13 protein-coding genes are annotated in these 17,867 nt (G+C 46.5%); 2 read left to right on the plus strand and 11 right to left on the minus strand.

What is annotated here, in order from left to right:
- Positions 1–4: 4 nt before the first annotated feature.
- The 3 genes from ACTQZS_RS04140 to ACTQZS_RS04150 are packed head-to-tail and all read right to left on the minus strand — an operon-like array spanning position 5 to position 5,590.
- Positions 5–2,356, minus strand: a complete 2,352-nt coding sequence (locus ACTQZS_RS04140) for a DEAD/DEAH box helicase (protein WP_441474718.1) — start codon at positions 2,354–2,356, stop codon at positions 5–7.
- Between the two features lie 13 nt (positions 2,357–2,369).
- Positions 2,370–3,701 (minus strand): ATP-binding protein, encoded by a 1,332-nt coding sequence (locus ACTQZS_RS04145; RefSeq protein WP_441474719.1) that lies wholly within the window; start codon positions 3,699–3,701, stop codon positions 2,370–2,372.
- Complete coding sequence (locus ACTQZS_RS04150; protein WP_441474720.1) at positions 3,698–5,590, minus strand: TerB N-terminal domain-containing protein; 1,893 nt, start codon at positions 5,588–5,590, stop codon at positions 3,698–3,700. The genes ACTQZS_RS04145 and ACTQZS_RS04150 overlap by 4 nt, the downstream gene beginning before the upstream one ends.
- A gap of 350 nt (positions 5,591–5,940) precedes the next feature.
- Here ACTQZS_RS04150 and ACTQZS_RS04155 point away from each other — a divergent pair, with 350 nt between their 5' ends.
- Entirely contained in the window at positions 5,941–6,597 is a 657-nt protein-coding gene (locus tag ACTQZS_RS04155) for an SOS response-associated peptidase (protein WP_441474721.1), read from the plus strand.
- A 136-nt stretch (positions 6,598–6,733) separates the two neighbouring features.
- Here ACTQZS_RS04155 and ACTQZS_RS04160 read toward each other — a convergent pair whose 3' ends face one another.
- The 8 genes from ACTQZS_RS04160 to ACTQZS_RS04195 form a co-directional block, all read right to left on the minus strand.
- A complete protein-coding gene (locus ACTQZS_RS04160) occupies positions 6,734–8,968 on the minus strand; it encodes a hypothetical protein (RefSeq protein ID WP_441474722.1) in 2,235 nt (744 codons plus the stop codon).
- A 120-nt stretch (positions 8,969–9,088) separates the two neighbouring features.
- Positions 9,089–10,132: a LacI family DNA-binding transcriptional regulator gene (locus ACTQZS_RS04165; RefSeq protein ID WP_441474723.1), complete on the minus strand. Its 1,044-nt coding sequence runs from the start codon at positions 10,130–10,132 to the stop codon at positions 9,089–9,091.
- Between the two features lie 116 nt (positions 10,133–10,248).
- Positions 10,249–11,763: a sugar ABC transporter ATP-binding protein gene (locus tag ACTQZS_RS04170; RefSeq protein WP_441474724.1), complete on the minus strand. Its 1,515-nt coding sequence runs from the start codon at positions 11,761–11,763 to the stop codon at positions 10,249–10,251.
- Between the two features lie 12 nt (positions 11,764–11,775).
- Positions 11,776–12,732 (minus strand): ABC transporter permease, encoded by a 957-nt coding sequence (locus ACTQZS_RS04175; protein ID WP_441474725.1) that lies wholly within the window; start codon positions 12,730–12,732, stop codon positions 11,776–11,778.
- A 90-nt stretch (positions 12,733–12,822) separates the two neighbouring features.
- Entirely contained in the window at positions 12,823–13,842 is a 1,020-nt protein-coding gene (locus ACTQZS_RS04180) for a substrate-binding domain-containing protein (protein ID WP_441474726.1), read from the minus strand.
- A 93-nt stretch (positions 13,843–13,935) separates the two neighbouring features.
- Positions 13,936–14,403, minus strand: coding sequence for a D-ribose pyranase (gene rbsD / locus ACTQZS_RS04185; RefSeq protein ID WP_441474727.1), 468 nt, complete (start codon positions 14,401–14,403; stop codon positions 13,936–13,938).
- A complete protein-coding gene (gene rbsK / locus ACTQZS_RS04190) occupies positions 14,400–15,332 on the minus strand; it encodes a ribokinase (protein ID WP_441474728.1) in 933 nt (310 codons plus the stop codon). Before rbsK ends, rbsD begins: the two co-directional genes overlap by 4 nt.
- 55 nt (positions 15,333–15,387) lie before the next feature.
- On the minus strand, positions 15,388–16,656 hold the full coding sequence (locus ACTQZS_RS04195; protein ID WP_441474729.1) for a uroporphyrinogen decarboxylase family protein: 1,269 nt from the start codon (positions 16,654–16,656) through the stop codon (positions 15,388–15,390).
- 538 nt (positions 16,657–17,194) lie between these two features.
- Here ACTQZS_RS04195 and ACTQZS_RS04200 point away from each other — a divergent pair.
- A complete protein-coding gene (locus ACTQZS_RS04200; RefSeq protein WP_441474730.1) occupies positions 17,195–17,857 on the plus strand; it encodes a GDSL-type esterase/lipase family protein in 663 nt (220 codons plus the stop codon).
- Positions 17,858–17,867: the final 10 nt, after the last annotated feature.

Raw genomic sequence — 17,867 nt, forward strand, 5'->3', positions numbered from 1 at the left:
TTTTCTACACCTCCCTGCTCCAGGAGAGCACACGATCCCGCATTCCTTCGATATCGAGCACTCCATACGCAAATCCCTTCCGGACCAGTTCTTCCGGAACGTATTCGTCATATTTTTCAAAAACCGGAACCTCCTTCGGATATACCAGCTCTAGCGGGTCGATATCTTTCCCGGCCTCCTCAGATACGATCCGGTAAAACTCCGTCTCGTCCGTTTTCATGGTAAACTGCATGTAATACGGTCTGGACGCATTCAGCCCTTTCAGACCCAGCCGCCCTGCGCACCGGATTTTCAGGAAACGCTCCAGCGCAAGAAACGCGTAGCTTCCGAGCCAGGGAAAAAGCGCCCACATGTTTCCTCCGAGATGTACAAGCGGATGCTCCTTCATTCCGGATTTCCGGAATGTCTCTCTCGCATCGAAAAGTCTTCCCACGGCGTGACGCATGAGATACGGATATGATTTTTCCTCACAGAGCACCCCGTACATCCGTTCCAGAATGCGGGTGTGTATATCTCCGGCCACATCACCGAAATAGGCGGGGATATTTCCCTTGACGAGCGTACAGTACACCTCTCTGCGCTTATGATCCACTTCCTCCACCACCCAGACGCGGCCGGCGATGGCAATTTTGTCCCCTGCAGGCGGTGGTTTCACGATGGTTCCGATCTGCTCGGATCCGGAGCGCACGGTGTATTCGATGTTTTCCTGAAAGACGGCGTAAAATTTGTAGTTGTTGACAATCCGCTCGCCCGTTATTCCCACAATCAGCCCTCCGTTTTCGGTCCGGTTGATGTGGTCGATCTCCAGCAGATGCCGCAGAAGCACACGGTAATCGTCAGCCGTGATCCGATGAAAGGCCGAGAGCGTCAGCACACGCGATGCCAGCTCTCCAGGCGTCATCTCTCCGCAGGACGCAAGCGTGCTCATGGTCTGATGGTACAGCAGGCTGAACGGGAGCCGGCCGGTGCGGGGCGGCTCGACAAAGCGTTCCTCAAGATACAGCTGAACCAGGGCAATCCCCTGTATCAGATACCACGGGATCATCTCCGGCAGCATCGCTCTGGGTTCCGGGTGATCCTCACGCATCACGAACCACATCTCTGAAGGATTGCCCCTTCTGCCTGTCCTTCCCATTCTCTGGAGGAAACCGGACACCGTAAACGGCGCATCGATCTGAAAGGCGCGCTCCAGTTTTCCAATATCGATGCCGAGCTCGAGTGTTGCCGTGGCACACACCGACATCAGGGAATCCTCCTCCTTCATCTCTTCTTCCGCACTCTCCCGATAGGATGCCGACAGGTTTCCGTGATGAATCAGAAAACGGTCAGGCTCGTGCACCGCCTCGCAGTACTGCCTCAGATGCTGACAGACCGCCTCGCATTCCTCACGTGAATTTGTGAAAATCAGGCATTTCTTTCCCCGGGTGTGTTCAAAAATATACCCGATTCCGGGATCAGCCGCCTTCGGCGCGGTATCGGTTGCTTCTTCCATTACAGCGCCATTCGGCGCGGCATCAGCTGCCTCTTCCATAGCCGGAGCTTTCGGCCCGGCACCGGCTGCCTCTTCCATTGTCGAAGCCTTCGGTCCGGCACCGGCTGTTATTCCGGCAGCCGGTAGCTTCTCCGGAATCGTTTTCCCCTCATCCGCCTGCGGAGCGGTGTTAAAAAAATGCTCCATCGAGAGATGCCAGACCTCTTTCGCGCCCTCGAATTCCGGAATGATGCAGCCTCTTCCGCTGCCGGCAGACAGGAATTTCCCCGCTTCCTCCGGATTCCCGATAGTGGCGGACAGCCCGATTCTCCTCGGATTGCAGCCTGCCAGTCTGCAGAGCCGTTCGATCAGGCAGAAGGTCTGCAGTCCCCGGTCCGCCCGCAGAAGCGAATGAATCTCATCAATCACGATGAATCGCAGATCTCCGAACAGGGAAGGAATCTCCATATGTTTATTGATCATCAGAGACTCCAGAGATTCGGGTGTGATCTGCAGAATACCTGATGGCTTCTTCAGAAGCCTTCGCTTCCCCGACTGTGCCGCGTCTCCGTGCCAGCGGGTGACAGCGATCCCGGCTTCTTCGCACAGTTCATTCAGCCTCCCGAACTGATCGTTGATCAATGCCTTCAGTGGTGCAATATACAGAACACCGACACTTCGGGATGGTTCCTCATCCAATAGAGACAGGATGGGAAAAAAAGCCGCTTCGGTTTTGCCCGAGGCAGTCGGCGCAGTCAGAAGAACATTCTGGTCAGAGCCGAAGATTGCTTCTCCCGCTGCATTCTGAACACCCCGAAGCGTCTGCCAGCCGGAGCGGTAAATATAATCCTGTATAAATGGTGCATACCTTGCGAATACATTCATTCCCTGCTCTCTTTCAGATCGTAAAGGTCGCGTAGCTGCTGTCTGTCTGATCCGATACAGCTTCCGACTTCGTGTACGTAAATGCGTCCGATGCAAGCATCTTCTCCATGTCGAGGGACGGATTCTGATACAGCAGATCAAGCAGCTCGATAAAATCACGGATCACTTCTCTGGGCGTGATGTTCTGATCCGCTCCGATCCGTCCATACTCAAGCTTGATGAAATCGCCAAGCTCTTCCGTCGTAACTCTTCTCTCGTACTGATACAATCCGGCATGCATGTCAGACAATTTTTCACACAGGACCAGCATTTCCTCCGGAGTCAGAGGATCAAGCCGGATGACCGGCGCGAGGAGATCTCTCGCCCCCGGCCTCGAAAATTTCCCCTCCGCAAGTCTGGATCGAAGCGCCTCGTAGCTGTACACCCCGCGGCGCCTGTCTTCCACCGCCTGCGGTGTCGCTCCCATGATGATGCCAAGGTATTTTGCCTTCCCCTGCAGGGTGTCATTATACATGGTGAGCATCTTCTCATAGTTGTACTGCCGGGTGATGGCATTCGGGATCTTATACAGATTCACCAGCTCATCGATCATGATCATCATCCCCGAGTAGCCCGCCAGGCGAAAAAAAACAGCAAACAGCTTCAGATAATCGTACCAGTCATCGTCCGTGATAATGATATTTACGCCGAGCTCCTCTTTCGCCTCGCGTTTCAGCGCGTATTCGCCCCGAAACCAGCGGACAACCTTTCCCTTTGTCTCGTCATCTCCATCAATGTAAGCATGGTAATAGCGCGACAGAAGAGAAGCGAACTCAAATCCGTGCACCAGCTCGCTGATCTGCGAGGTGACAGCGACGATTTTCCGGTCTACCGCCTCCGTGAGCAGAGGATCGCCCGGCATCCGTCCCGTCTCCCCTGATGCATCCGCCTGCACCGCACTGATCCACCGATCCAGAACCAGTGTAAGTGCCCCTCCCTCCGGCTTTGTCTTTGTGGAGAGATTTCCAATCAGTTCCCGATACGTCGCGAGGCCCTGTCCACGCGTTCCCTGAAGACGGCGTTCCGGCGAAAGATCCGCATCCGCCACAATAAAACCGCGGTCCATCACATAATTCCGGATCGTCTGGATCAGAAAGCTCTTGCCTGATCCGTACCTTCCGACAATGAACCGGAAGGATGCGCCTCCCTCTGAGATAATGTCTACATCATGTAAAAGCGCCTCGATCTCGTTCTTTCTGCCGACTGCGATATAGGGCAGTCCGATCCTCGGAACTACGCCGCCCTTCAGCGAATTCAGAACCGTCTGCGCGATTCTCTTCGGTACTTTTCTGTGCTCATCACTCATAAGCTGATCTCTCCCAACGCTTGAATCATATCCTCTCTGTAATCCTCAACGACGCAGATCTCATCCCCGTCGCATTCGACGACACTATCGCCGATTTCATCGAAAAACGCCTCGTTGATCGCATCCGCGATAACAGCAGGCATCAGATGATTTTCTCTTACCACATCGTTCACGGGCTTCCCGTCCAGAAGCATGAGCAAAATCCGGCGGTACAGGCTGTCCGCACCGGTTTTCGGTTTTACTCCCGCATCTCCATCCGCTTCACCCGACGACGGCCGATCCTTCTTCACGACGGCCTCTGTATCCACATCACTCGACGATGGCCGCATTTTCTTGACGGCAGGCTCTATGTCTGCCATATACAACGATGGTCGGATCTTGTTCACAACTACCTCTGTATCTGCCTCAGCCGACGACAGATCCATCTTCACAGCGGAATCCATCTTCTGTCCGCCCGTGCTCTCCGGCTCCCGGCTTTCCTCTATCTCTTCATCGGTCAGAAGGCTGTCCCGCGTGATCGCGGCATCCTCCCGGATCTGCTTCAGACCCGCATAATCTATTTCAATCACGGGCATCGCTGCTCTTTGCTCTTCCGCCTCCATCTCCCGAAGCGCAGCTTCAATGTAAGGAACCGCCCATTGCTCGTCCTTTCTTTCCCGAAGATAATGTCCCGTTCTCAGCTCTCTGCGTAAAATCCTGTCCGAGGCGCGAAGCAGGGAACGGAACCAGTCCAGATGCAATCCAAGACCGCCGTACCGCTCCTCCTGCCACTTCCCGTCCCGCAGATGAAATGTTCTGCATTCATCCATCTCGAAATCCATGTCCGGAAGTTCCCTTTTCTCCCAGTATACTGCATTTGAGAGCGGATGCCACGGATAACATTTCCTTGTGCCGAAACACACCGTAAAAATATCCCTCCCGTTATCCTCAAAATGTTCAGAGAGATATCTCCAGATTCCGGCGAGAAGTTGACTACCCTTCCTTCTGTTTCGGGTAAGAACGGCGGATTTTTCAATCGTTTGTCCTGTGAAGCGGCTCATCGCATGAAAAATCTCCTCATCCGAATGATTCTCCGGGTTTTTCAGGATCACAAGAGAATGATCAAAATCCAAAGCTTCCGGATTTGCGTATGAGCGAACCCTCTCTGCCGGCAGTCCATGAAGCACCGCATATTCAAACATCCACCGGCGAATGTTTTTCCGCATTCCCGGATCACTGATGCCGGCATCTACATAGTTTTCCTCAAATGTCTCCATCTTCTGAAGCACATCGTCAACCGATGACGCGCCGATGCCGCACAGAAGCTCGTATAGGTACATATAGGCAAGCGACGTGGAGATCGGGCGGTATTCTCCGTTTCGTATTACGGTTCTCCAGGTAAAGTAGCCGCGCAGCTGACGGATATTCAGATCATGATAGGTCGTGAAATAACGTCTGAAATCACCCTTCCAGGGGAAATCATCCTCATACTTCTCCATGAATTTTCCCTGCCTGCAGAACATCCTGGCACGGTGTTCAGGCGAACCGTCCCCGAACTCATACAGACGGATCATTTCCAGAATCTGTCCGGGCACATCAGAGGAGTATCCGTTCCGTTCCTCTGAATGACTTTGTTCCACCGAAGAACCCCGCCGCGCTGAAAGGCTTCCTTCCACCGAAGAACCTCGGCCCGCTGAATGACTTTCTTCCGCCGAAAAACCCCGGCCTGCTGAAAGGCTTCCTTCTGCTTCTGCACCCTGTTTCGCTTCTGCATTGCACCTGGCTGCTCTTTCCTTGCGCGGGAACTGCCCGGAAATGCTGCCCGCAAATGGAAGCGGTGTATCCCGGTATACGTCTTCTCTTTTATTTTTTCCCTTCCCTGTGTTGTCCACCACAATACTGGCAGTCAATTCCGACCTCTCCATGACATTTTCTTCACCAAATCAACAAACAGATACTTTTTCCAATTTAAAGATCCAGAAACCGTTCCGTTACAATCTCTAAATCCGGGATCCGTTTCTGTTACAATCTCTAATTACAGAAACCATTTCTATCACAATTCCAAAATCCGAAACACGATTCTTGTTCAATCACAAAATCCGAAATCCGATTCTGTTATATTCTCAATTATTATATCAGCTGCAATGAAAAAGAACAAATTTTCGATTATTGCGGGATCTGTTTTGACTCTGTGTGGTATTGTATAGGAGACGACCAGACGCTTAAAGCTGATGAAAAGATAAGGGAAGTTGAAACGAATATGTGTACGCGATTTTTTATCGAACCTTCTGAAGAAATGAATCAATACACGGAGGCAGCGGGCAGCACGGCGCTTCTGCGCAGAATGACCGATCGGCTGGGAAGAGAATTCAGAACATCCGGAGAAATCCGTCCGACCGATATTGCCGCCGTAATTGCGCCCTCCGCTTCCGCAGAAAAAGCTGTGTATCCGATGATATGGGGATATCATATCCCCGGTGTGAAAGGGCCCGTCGTGAACGCCAGAATCGAATCCGCAAACAAGAAAGTCTCCTTTTCCTGTGACTGGAGACGGCATCGCTGCGTCATTCCCGCATCCTGGTATTTCGAATGGGAGCATATCCGGACGTCCGGCGGACGGATACAAACCGGTGAAAAGTACGCAGTACGTCCCGAAGCATCCGATCTGACCTACCTTGCCGGGCTGTACCACATGGAAGAGACGAGCGGCCTGACATATCCGGTCTTCACCGTTCTCACAAGAGAGCCGACCCCGGAACTCGCGCGTATTCACAACCGAATGCCTGTCATCCTTCCTCGAGAGGCAATCGGGGACTGGATTTGCCCGGACTCAGATCCGGAGAAAATCGCCGCAGAAATGCTGGACGATATGATTATCACCCCTGTTTCCCGCCATGCTCCGGTTCGTCCGGACTGATTCCATCTGCACCAGATCATTATGCGATTACCCGCGTTCCATCCGCATCGGTCCGCTATGCGATTACCCGCGTTCCATCCGCATCGGTTCGTCTGTCCGGTTTCCCGCATTCCGTCCGGACCGGTTCGTCATGCGATTACCCGCGTTCCATTACAACCGGTTCATCTATCCGGCCGACACGAATCAGAAGATCACCGGCATGCCTCCTGCCCTTGACAACGCAATTTCCTTTATACTCATCCATCACATAACAAAGCCGGGTTCCGAAACGTACTGTAGACTGCAGTCCGTCCTGCCCTTTTCCCTCTGTGGAAAGATTCGTGACAATGATCCGGAAGGCTTCGTTTTTTGCCGGAAAAACCGTCGGGAAATTCAGGATGATTCTTCGATCCTTTATCTTGCCAGCCTGAACTGTTTTGTCCGCAATGACATCCTCCGGGCGATATGCGGCAGAATTTGCCTCTTCTCCGGAATCACCGGAGACCACGACGATCCGGTACTTGTCCTTCGTATTTCCTCTGCCTGCCGTTCTTGCCCGGATCAGAATGGTATTAAATGCTCCCGAAGGATAGTAGCTCTGAGTCAGCGTCTGGCCTTCCGGAACACTGACCCAGTCGGCCAGAGCCGTACTGTCACACACAATGGAAGGTACATCAAAAACGCCCGATGCCGCTGTGATGACGTATTTCTGAAACAGCCCGAGCCCGGTTACGGCAAGCAGAACAACGAGTACGAGCCGACGTATGGTTTTCGCGGAAGACGGCGCATCCTGATATTTTCCCTCATATACGCGGTACGCTTTTTCCCAGGCGGGCAGGCTGACCAGAATCAGATATGGCAGGAAGGGATAGCTGTAAACCGGCTTTCCTTCCCAGAATGTATAGAAGACAAAACCTCCAAGCAGGGTGATGACGCATACCTGGAAGATAAAATTGCCGGCACATCCCGATTTTCTCCCGGAACAAAGCCAGACCAGAATCCCGGCAAGAGCCATAAAAAGCATCACCATACGATATGCCTGGCACCACAGATAAAGAATTCCGGCACCCGGTCCATTCAGGAACTGATACAGCCACGGAATACTGTTCTCTGATCCCATGCTGCGGCTGAGATATTCCGCGGTTCCATCCGACCATGTCAGTCCTGTTTTTTCCAGATAATGCTTCACATTGCCAGCCAGACCACGTTCCTTCAGAATCTGCCGGACTGCTGCAATGTCCGCTTCCCTGTTCTCCTTCTCGGTGTACATGCGCCGGTTAAAATTCATATCTTCCGAGTTCACCCGTCCGGTCTCCGAAGCGCCAAGCATCAGCCAGTATACGGTCGGAAACTGTGTGTCTGTCACCGGATCGAGACGCAGGGAAGCGTTTCGGATCGAAGAAGATGTCACCGCCATCAGAAAAATCACACAGACAGCAGGGATACCCTTTCTGACAAGATTCCGCAATTTCCGGTTCTTTTCCCGTGTAAAGGAAGATGTTTCTTTTAAAAGCTTCTGCACGCCTGCGCATACGCCGCACAGAACGAGAGCGATTACCGGGAACGCGGCCGTCGGACGAAAATAATATGCGGTCACAGCCGTCAGTCCGATCACCAGAAACTCCACAAAATGCAGTGTTCCGCTGTCCTTCCCCTTCAGAAACGCCGCAGCCATCCACAGGCTCAGCATCATCAGCGGCATGCTGAGCGTACAGGTATAGGGCCAGCATATCAGAAGAATATTCAGCGGATTGAAAACGCTCAGCACAAATACCTTCAGTGCTGCCTTCGGCCCCCTCAGAAGAAAAACCGTCCGCCAGGTCATGAGAATGCCAAGATCGACGGCAGCCACATTCAGCACCGCAAACACCGTGCGATACGCATGAATATGCAGCAACATACAGACCCTGAAGACCTGAACGCAGAAAATCAGGTAAAGATCATTATTTCCATATTTGGCAAAATACGTGGATTTTGTATAATCAACGATCTGGTGAACGCCCCGCGCGATAGCAAGCGCCTGATCCTGAACCTCAAAGGCATCCGTATTCTGAATGGTACGCAGTCCGAACGCGATGAAAAGCTGCATCACCAGAAATACACCGCCGAGAATCAGAAACATCAGCAGCCTTTTCCTATGACCCGCACGATCAATCCAGGCAAATGCCAGGAAAATGAATCCCACAAACAGCAGAATCAGCGCAATCAGAAAGACACGGATCTCAACAGAAGACCAGGTCTCCGGAAAGCGCTGTATGATTCCCTCTACCGCCATATCCGAAAGTCCCTTTCCGAACCCCGTGATGAGTGAAAAAAATAGTGCAAATCCCAGCATGCATGCGGTGATGCCTGAGAGCACGAAAGAAAACATACGTCCCAGAAATTTCATCATTATCAAGCCTCTTCATAAATGGAAGTCTACGCAATTTATACTGGCACATTGCACTATTTTGTCAAGTGAAATTTATGCGATTTTACAATTAAAAATTTGGAATTTTAATAATTCCTTAAATCAGGTCTCTATTGATTTTATTCTTCCTTCGAGTAACAATTCCGGCTGAAAGAGGACTTTTTTCTCCTCGGTATTCTGCGATCTAATCTCATTAATCAGATATTCTGCAGCCTTTTTCCCCATATCAATTCCGCCCAGTCGAATAGTTCCTATTTTCGGTCGGATCAAATCAGCTAACATGGTTCCATCACAACCAACCACAGAAATATCATCCGGTATCCGCAGTCCTCTCTCAAGGATTGTCTTGCATGCCCCGATTGCCATTAAGTCATTTCCAGCTATAACCGCAGAAAAATCTGGCTTTCCGCCTTTGTGCATACATGCATCGAGAATCTTCCGCATGCAATCCTGTCCAGATTCCATCTTATAATTGCCTGTCATGATCAGAGAATTATCTGCACTCAGTCCATTTTGTTTCAGTCCATTTTTAAATCCTTCCAGTCTCCGGATCGCATTCGTAGCAGTTGGCGGGCCACTGATATATGCTATACGTCTATGTCCACATCTGTACAGATAATTCACTACCTGTTCCTCGGCTTCCCGGTTTGCGAAAAGAATTCTCGGTACATCTTTGAGCTCCTCACCATACCTTTCCACCGTAACAATCGGGAATCCTCTTTTATGAAGATCTACAATAGTCGTATTATCATCTTCACCATTTGATGTACTGATAATAATTCCATCCGTCAGGTTTTCAGCAAGATTCAAAAGATAGTCCCTTTCTTTTTTGGAACTTCCATCTGTATTACATAATATCAGCTGATATCCAAGTTTAGATGCATACTCTTCTACTCCTCGGAACAAATCTTGAAAAAAGCTATTGTATATATCAGGAAAGATCACTCCTATAAGATTTGTCCTCTGTGTAACCAGTGATCTTGCAATCTTGCTGGGATGATAATTAAGCCTCTCAATAGCATTCCAGACTCTCTGTTCCGTTTCCTTTGAGCAATAACCCTCAACATGATTCAATAGCCTGGAAACCGTGGTCGTCGATACCCCACTCTCTTTTGCTATATCCCGGATTGTTACCTTTTTACTCATCAACCAAACCTGCTAACTATAATATCACCAATGTTGCAAATTAAATTTGTGTGCTGATTTTGTTTTAATATTAACCCCATTATAAAATATTGACAACGAAAACATGCAAGAGAAAATCATACCTCTGCAAAGTGATAATCATCCTTCAAAGCAGCAGCATATCGCATTATACCGGTCTCTGTTGCTTCATCTCCGCTTATTTCTCCAGTAATTTTTCCTTCATGCATAACAAGAATTCTGTCACAAAGCGAAATAAGTTCCGGAAGTTCTGATGATACAATCACAATTCCTATCCCTCTTCTGGCGATCTCCCTTAGGATTCCATATATCTCATCCTTTGCCCCAACATCTATGCCGCGTGTAGGCTCATCACATAACAATATTGACGGATTGTTTGCTATCCATCTTGCAATAACTACCTTCTGCTGATTGCCCCCACTTAGAGTAAAAATCGGATTTGATGGATTACCTGCCTTAATCTTGTAAGCTGAGGTCATTTTTTCCATCAGAGCATCGGATTTCTTCTTGTTCAGGAACATTCCTTTCTTGATTTTATCAAGAACAACCATCTGCGCATTTTGCTGTACCGACATAGAGGCAATCAACCCATCATCTCTTCGATTCTCTGGAATCATACTGATTCGATACCGGATCGCGTCAGCCGGTGATTTCACAAGCACTTTTTTTCCTTCGATATAGAGTTCTCCGCTGTCGGGTTTGTTTGCTCCAAAAATTGAAGTGAGAACCTCCGTACGTCCAGCTCCGACAAATCCGGCAAGTCCTAAGATTTCGCCCTTTTTCAGTTGAAAACTGACATCATTAAACTGTCTCTTCTTACTGAAATGTTTCACTTCCATTAGCACTTCGTCCCTGACGTAGCTTTGTCTCTTCTTTGAACGATCTATCTTTCTGCCAACCATCAATGTCACAATATCATCCATGGTTAGATCTTTAATATCTCTGGTTGTGATAAAGCACCCATCACGAAGAATCGTAGCCCTGTCTCCCAGCTCCATACACTCCTCAAGCCTGTGAGAGACATAGAGAACAGTTGTTTTCTGATTCTTAACCAGTTCTCTTACGACTGAATACATAACGTCTCTCTGGTCATCTGTAAGTGCTGCAGTAGGTTCGTCCAAAATCAGTATCTTGGGTTTATAATATACCGCCTTTGCGATCTGTATTATAGACTGTTCTGCGATGCTAAGCTCTTCTACCAGTTGTGTTGGCTTCAAGTTAAGTTGGAACCGTTTCAGGAGTTTTTCTGTCTCGGCATTCATATACTTTTTATCCAAAAATAGTCCCTTTACAGCCTCTTTACGGTTCAGAAAAATATTTTCAGCTATCGTCATATTTAAACAAAGAGGAATTTCCTGATGCACAATGGAGATGCCCAATTTTTCTGATTGTTCCACCGTTTTAATAACGACTGGTTTTCCTCCAATATAAATCTGCCCTTCGGTCGGTTGAAAAATTCCTCCACACAGATTAATCAGCGTAGATTTTCCTGCACCGTTTTCTCCGCAGAGGCAATGTACCTCGCCTTCACGAATATCAAAGGATACCTTATTTAATGCAGTCGTCCCGCCAAATTTTTTGGTTATATTCTTAAACTGAATATAAGCTTCCATAGCAGCCTCCTGTTATCCTCTGGAATCTTTTCTATGCATAAAAGTATCCAATAATACTGCAAGAATCAAAACGACTCCGATAAAGCCATCCTGCCAGAACACTGGTACACTAAGAAGAACCATTCCATTCTTTACAACACTGATAATCATTGCCCCGATAAAGGTTCCCAGCATTGTTCCGCGTCCACCGCTTAAAGAAGCACCTCCAAGAATAACCGCCGCGATAACATCCATTTCACGTCCCTCGCCTGCAGTTGTCGGAACAGAACCCAAATACGCAATACTTATCATGGCTGCAAGCGCACTTACTGCTCCTGATATAATAAATCCCAGAATTTTTACACGATCTGTATTGATTCCAACAAGATTAGCTGCTTTGGGATTTCCTCCTGTAGCATACATATTGTAACCGGCTTCCGTTTTTGCCAGAACGACTCCTGCAACAATAAAAATGGCCGCCATAATAAAAATCTGAATCGGAATCGGTCCTACGGAGCCTCCCATTTTGAAAACCCAACTTTTAGTCACTGATTCGGGAAAAACGCTGATACTCTGTCCTCCAGAAATTGCATATGCTACACTTCGGAAGATTTTCATAGTTCCCAGGGTCGCTATGAAAGCCGGAATTTTTGCTTTTGTGATAAGAATACCATTCAACAACCCAATCGCACATCCCGCAACCAATGCAATCAGAAAGGCCATTGTTGGATTTGCATTACTCTTATACAACGTTGCAGCCAGCATACCGGTTGTACCAAAAATGGATCCAACGGACAGATCCATCTCTCCGGAAATAATTAAAAATGTCATACCAACTGCCATGATACCAATTTGTACCGTCTGTCGAATTACATTAATAAAGTTTGTAGGCGAAATGAATACCGGTCTCGCAATTGTAAGAAGAATAATTAATGCAAACAGAACGCAGATAACTCCAAGCTCACGAAATGATTTTAACTTTTCCTTCATGTCCTTCACTTTCCCTGTTCTTCAGTTATATATTCTCTTCTGACGCATTCACAGCGCCAGAAGAGCCTCTTCAACAACATCAACCAGATATCATTCGGGTTGTACATTGTCCACATTATCTGCTGTTACCATCTGCGCTCCAGTATTAATGTCAATGAAATCTGCACCATCTGCAAGGTTCATGTATAATTCCATAACAGAATAATATCCCTGCAGGTAAGGATTCTGTCCTACTGTAAGCTGCATATCACCATTCTTAATATGCTTCAGAGTACCTTCTGTAAGATCAAATCCTGCACCATAAACCTTTCCAGTGAGCCCGTATGCATTAATAAAGTTTCCAATAGCTTCACTGAATACATCTACACCAAGAATAGCGTTGACATCCTGATGTGCCAAATATGCACTTTCAATCACGCTGTAAGCATTATCCAGGTCTGTTCCAATATCAATTGTGTCAATATATTCTACATCAGGATATTCTTCTGCAGCCTTTTTAATTCCAGCTTCTCTTGCTTCCAAAGCCGAATCTGTCGGTCCGCAACTAGCCACAATATATTTGCCTTTTCCATTCATCACAGTCCCGAACATATACTTGCCGAGCTGATACCCGGCATCCTCGTAATCCTGACCGATAAACGCATCTGTACCACAATCTTCAGCATCCTGATTAAATCCGACTACTGGAATGCCCTGATCTTCTGCTTTTTTAATCACAGAGTTAAATCCAGTCGGATCCCAGGTTACAGTAGCAATTCCATCATAGTTTGCAGCAATTGCCGACTCTATCAAATTGACCTGTGCATCCAAGTCACTTGCAGTTGATGGTGAAGTCACATCTACTGTTATTCCCAGATCTTTGCCGGCTTGCTTTGCGCCATCTGCCAATGTTGTATAAAAGGAACTGTTCATAGCGTGCATAACAACAGAAATCTTCACATCCTTTGAACCAGTTTTTGTATCTCCTGATCCTGAAGCAACTACTTCTCCTGCAGCTGATGAACCCTGAGAAGCTGCTCCATCCGTTGCTGATCCTGATGTTCCGCAACCGGCAAGTGCCGCTGCCATAATTCCACATAATGCTAACGAAAGAATACCTTTTCTTGTCATAATTAAGCCCTCCGCTATTTATATATTGTAAATCATTATTCTATTCTCCACCGGTTATTTTCCGCCTTCCACCGGTCTGTCCTATAACAAGTTTTATCCCTTGTACTCCACTCGTTCCTCATAATAACCGGGAACTAAGCATCCTTCTTTTGCAAACCATTTTGGCGCATCAATTCCTGACTGAAGGACAACATTTCCAAACGGTTCAAACGAACCAGTTCTGATGATATACTTTGCCTTTGGAAGATATGTTGAAAATAACTTCTCATGTGGCATAGTCTCTACCTTACATCTTTTAGACAATGTGCAAACAGCCTCGAAATGCTTTGGATTATATTTTTTCTGTTCTTCTGCTACAATTACCTTCTCATAAATCATCTCTTCCATAATGTACTTCAACACCTGTTGAATTGTAGGGATGTCCTCGGCAAGCGCCAGATCAATTCTTGTCGCACTATCCGGCACCGGAACACCTGCATCTCCAATTACCATGATCTGAGTATGACCCATATCGCTAATGGCTCTCATCAGATCTCTGTTCAAAATTCCTCCAGATTTCATTTGTTCTCCTCCCTGAAATTATCTACTTCCACTCTGTATGGAATAGAATCAACCACACCATATCTGGTTACCGCAAGGCCGGCAGCAACATTTCCAAATTTCGCAGCTTCTTCAAGCCGTTTGCCCTCTGCTAAAGCTACGCAAAACGCCCCGCTAAAGGTATCGCCCGCCCCCGTAGTATCAACTGCAGAAACACATAGTCCTGGTACAACAGTAGTCCCATTTTCCGTAACAAGAAGTGTTCCGCGTTCACCAAGCGTCATAACTATATTTTTAATACCCCGTTTTCTCAGTCTTTGACCGACTTCCTCATCAGATATATTTTCGGACAGAGATATTCCCATCATTTGTCTTGCTTCAGTCTGATTAGGAGTTATGTAGTCACAATATTGGAAAATCTCCTCCGGGAGTTCCCGAAACGGCGCCGGATTCAATACAAAGCTAATTCCCGCCTTTTTGCATCTCTTTGCCGCATGCAAAACGGTTTCTACTGGCATTTCAAGCTGCATTAATAGGACTTTGCATTGTTCAATTTCCGGAAAAATACGATCAATATCTTCCGGTGTAAATTCATTATTTGCTCCCAGTCCAATGACAATTTCATTTTCTCCGTCTTCGTTTACATAGATTAACCCAGCACCTGTTGCTGTTCCTTTTGTGCTTTTTCGGATAAAGTCTGTCTTAATTCCTTCTTTATGATAAAGGTCAAGACACATCTGGCCAAAGGAGTCATCACCAATACACGTGGCATACAGAACATCAGCTCCCATTCTATGAGCAGCCACTGCCTGATTGGACCCCTTGCCTCCGTGCATCATTTCAAATCCATAGCCAGGTACCGTCTGCCCCGCAGTAGGAAAACGTTTGCATCTAATCGTTGCTCCCACAGCATAGCTTCCGATAACAGCAATTTTTGTCTTCTCGTTCATTTCTCTGCTCTTTCTATCTTTAATTTCTATAAGCAATTCAAAAATTATTAATCACTTACTGCGCATGAAACCACTCAGGTACCCCGTATTTCTTTGCAGTATCAAACAACGCGACAATCTTTTCCGGAGGAATATCCGCAAGAATATTATGAATCTGCGAGAAAACAAAACCGCCACCCGGAGCGAAAATCCGAATCATTTCTTTTGCTTCGTTTACAATATCTTCAATGCTTCCATGTGTCATGGTTGACTGTGTGCTGCATGCACTTCCCCATATGGTCAGCCTGTCTCCAAACTCTTTCTTTATCTGGACGGGATCCATGTTGTCACAATCTCTCTGAATAGGATTCAGAATATCAAATCCACTTTCAATAATGTCTCCAATGATCGGATAAATACTTCCATCGCAATGAAGAGAAATGTGCATATTCGGACATTTCTTTTTTATTGCCGCATTGATTTTTGCATGCCTCGGTTTGATAAATTCCCGATAAATTTCCGGAGATATCAGCATAGATTTCTGAGAACCTAAATCATCATTATTCTGCACGATCTGAATATAATCCCCCACTGCATCCAGATAACGTTCCATGTATGTAATATATGCGTCAGTCATTTTATCAAGATAATACTCAGCAAGATCCGGATCCTCATAGAAAAGCATTAGATAATTCTCATACCCAAAATCTTTAAAGCCTCGCTCGAAAAGACTAAAGCTAGTAAATCCTGAAATAGCAAAATCAGTATTTTCATAAATGTATTTTGCACGGTCATGAAGATAGTGCATTTCATAATCGCTGATCTGCGGAAGTCCAAGATATTGGCTATCTCCATCTTCTCCCTCAATGCTCAGTCCGCGGTCTACATCTTCTTCTGTTTCAGCATTTTCCAATGGGTGATATACTTCGTCATAAAAAATTCCGCCCTTAGGTCTGACCGCAATCAAATGGCCGTGTTTGTCATATATTCCCATTCCACCATTATCCAGAGGCTTTGGATGATAATATTTTGACTGCAAGCACGGGCCCCCATTTTCCGGAAGTTCGCCATCAGTATATTCATCAATTCGAACTCCTACAGAGGGAACCAATCTCGGAAGAATAACTACATCACTTCCAATTTTTTTCGCCACTTCAAAATCCATCTCGGCCAGCAACTGCTTCACATCAAAAAGAACTGTTTTGCTATTCACTCCCAGATATTTTTTTAATTTGTTGTACGCAATTGCATTTATTCCTGTAGATCTGGAAGACCCTAAATCAATCGGAACTCTATCTGTTTCTTCATGATTCAAAGCCATTAATACACGTTCGCGAGAATTCACTGTTAGCCTCCTTGTTAATCGTTATTGTTAATCGGTTTTGTTAATCGTTACACATACACTACCACCATATATCCTCAAATGCAAGATATAATGTTATATTCTACAAATTATATGATTATTTTCTATGTATTTTGTGCATATTAACATATTATTCTTGTTCCAGATTTTAATATGCCGCATGACTCTCACCGTCTCACTTATATCTCCTTTAATAGTGCTTGTCAGACGCATAGTATGTTGGTAAATCAAGGAAAATATGCTATATTCTTCATATCAAGGAGGTGATATTTGTGTCTAAAGTAATTTCAAATATCGGTCTTGATGCTGACTTGAAGCGAGAAAGCCAGAAACTTTACTCTGATCTGTTCTGAGCTTTCATCTGTGGTGATAGACTTATACCATGACAAAGCCTCATTAATACATACCTGCCGCTTTGCCATCAAATCACATGCCAAAAAAAGCTCATGTCAAGAGCAATATAGCCAGTTAATTTCCATTCAATGTACTAGTATTTACCAAATGTTAGAGGGGGATAATAATGAAACGTATTCTTTGTTATGGAGATTCTAATACTTATGGTGCAGATGGACGAAGATATCGAAGCGAAGGTATCTCACTTCGCTATGATGAGCAGACCAGATGGACAGAACTTCTTCAACAAAATCTAGGCACAGAGTACCTGGTATCAGAGGAGGGTTTCAATGGACGTACCACGGTTTTTGATGATCCCATGGAAAGTGGCAGAAATGGCTTTGCTTACCTCGATGTAATTTTTGGTTCTCATCAACCTCTTGATATTATTATTCTTATGCTTGGGACCAATGACACAAAACCCCGTTTTTCAGCTTCATCACAGGATATTTCCCGGGGAATGCAACGCATTATTCTCCGCCTGAAGGAGTTGATACATTCCTCTATCAATCCCCAAACGAAAATACTTCTTCTTGCACCCCCACATATCGAAAAATGTGAAACAGGAGAATATTTATACGAGTTTGACGAAAATTCCTCGATGAAAAGCCATGAACTTGCCAGACAATATTATCTACTCGCCAAGAACTACGACTGTCTTTTCGCCGATACTTCTATCTGGGTTTCGCCGGATCCCACAGATGGGGTTCATCTTGGTCCGGAAGGCCACAGAATATTTGCCAATAAATTAACCGGATTAGTGCAATCAATTGCGGAAAATATGCTCTGAGTGGCAATAA

The sequence above is a fragment of the Bilifractor sp. LCP19S3_H10 genome (assembly GCF_052119185.1).
Classification (GTDB): Bacteria; Bacillota; Clostridia; order Lachnospirales; family Lachnospiraceae; genus Bilifractor.

Bases quoted from the DNA above. Each gene is read 5' to 3' on its own strand.
- ACTQZS_RS04155 (WP_441474721.1), top strand. From the start codon at position 5,941: ATGTGTACGCGATTTTTTATCGAACCTTCTGAAGAAATGAATCAATAC.
- rbsK (WP_441474728.1), bottom strand. From the start codon at position 15,332: ATGAACGAGAAGACAAAAATTGCTGTTATCGGAAGCTATGCTGTGGGA.
- ACTQZS_RS04200 (WP_441474730.1), top strand. From the start codon at position 17,195: ATGAAACGTATTCTTTGTTATGGAGATTCTAATACTTATGGTGCAGAT.
- ACTQZS_RS04145 (WP_441474719.1), bottom strand. From the start codon at position 3,701: ATGAGTGATGAGCACAGAAAAGTACCGAAGAGAATCGCGCAGACGGTT.
- ACTQZS_RS04180 (WP_441474726.1), bottom strand. From the start codon at position 13,842: ATGACAAGAAAAGGTATTCTTTCGTTAGCATTATGTGGAATTATGGCA.
- rbsD (WP_441474727.1), bottom strand. From the start codon at position 14,403: ATGAAATCTGGAGGAATTTTGAACAGAGATCTGATGAGAGCCATTAGC.
- ACTQZS_RS04160 (WP_441474722.1), bottom strand. From the start codon at position 8,968: ATGATGAAATTTCTGGGACGTATGTTTTCTTTCGTGCTCTCAGGCATC.
- ACTQZS_RS04175 (WP_441474725.1), bottom strand. From the start codon at position 12,732: ATGAAGGAAAAGTTAAAATCATTTCGTGAGCTTGGAGTTATCTGCGTT.
- ACTQZS_RS04140 (WP_441474718.1), bottom strand. From the start codon at position 2,356: ATGAATGTATTCGCAAGGTATGCACCATTTATACAGGATTATATTTAC.
- ACTQZS_RS04170 (WP_441474724.1), bottom strand. From the start codon at position 11,763: ATGGAAGCTTATATTCAGTTTAAGAATATAACCAAAAAATTTGGCGGG.
- ACTQZS_RS04165 (WP_441474723.1), bottom strand. From the start codon at position 10,132: ATGAGTAAAAAGGTAACAATCCGGGATATAGCAAAAGAGAGTGGGGTA.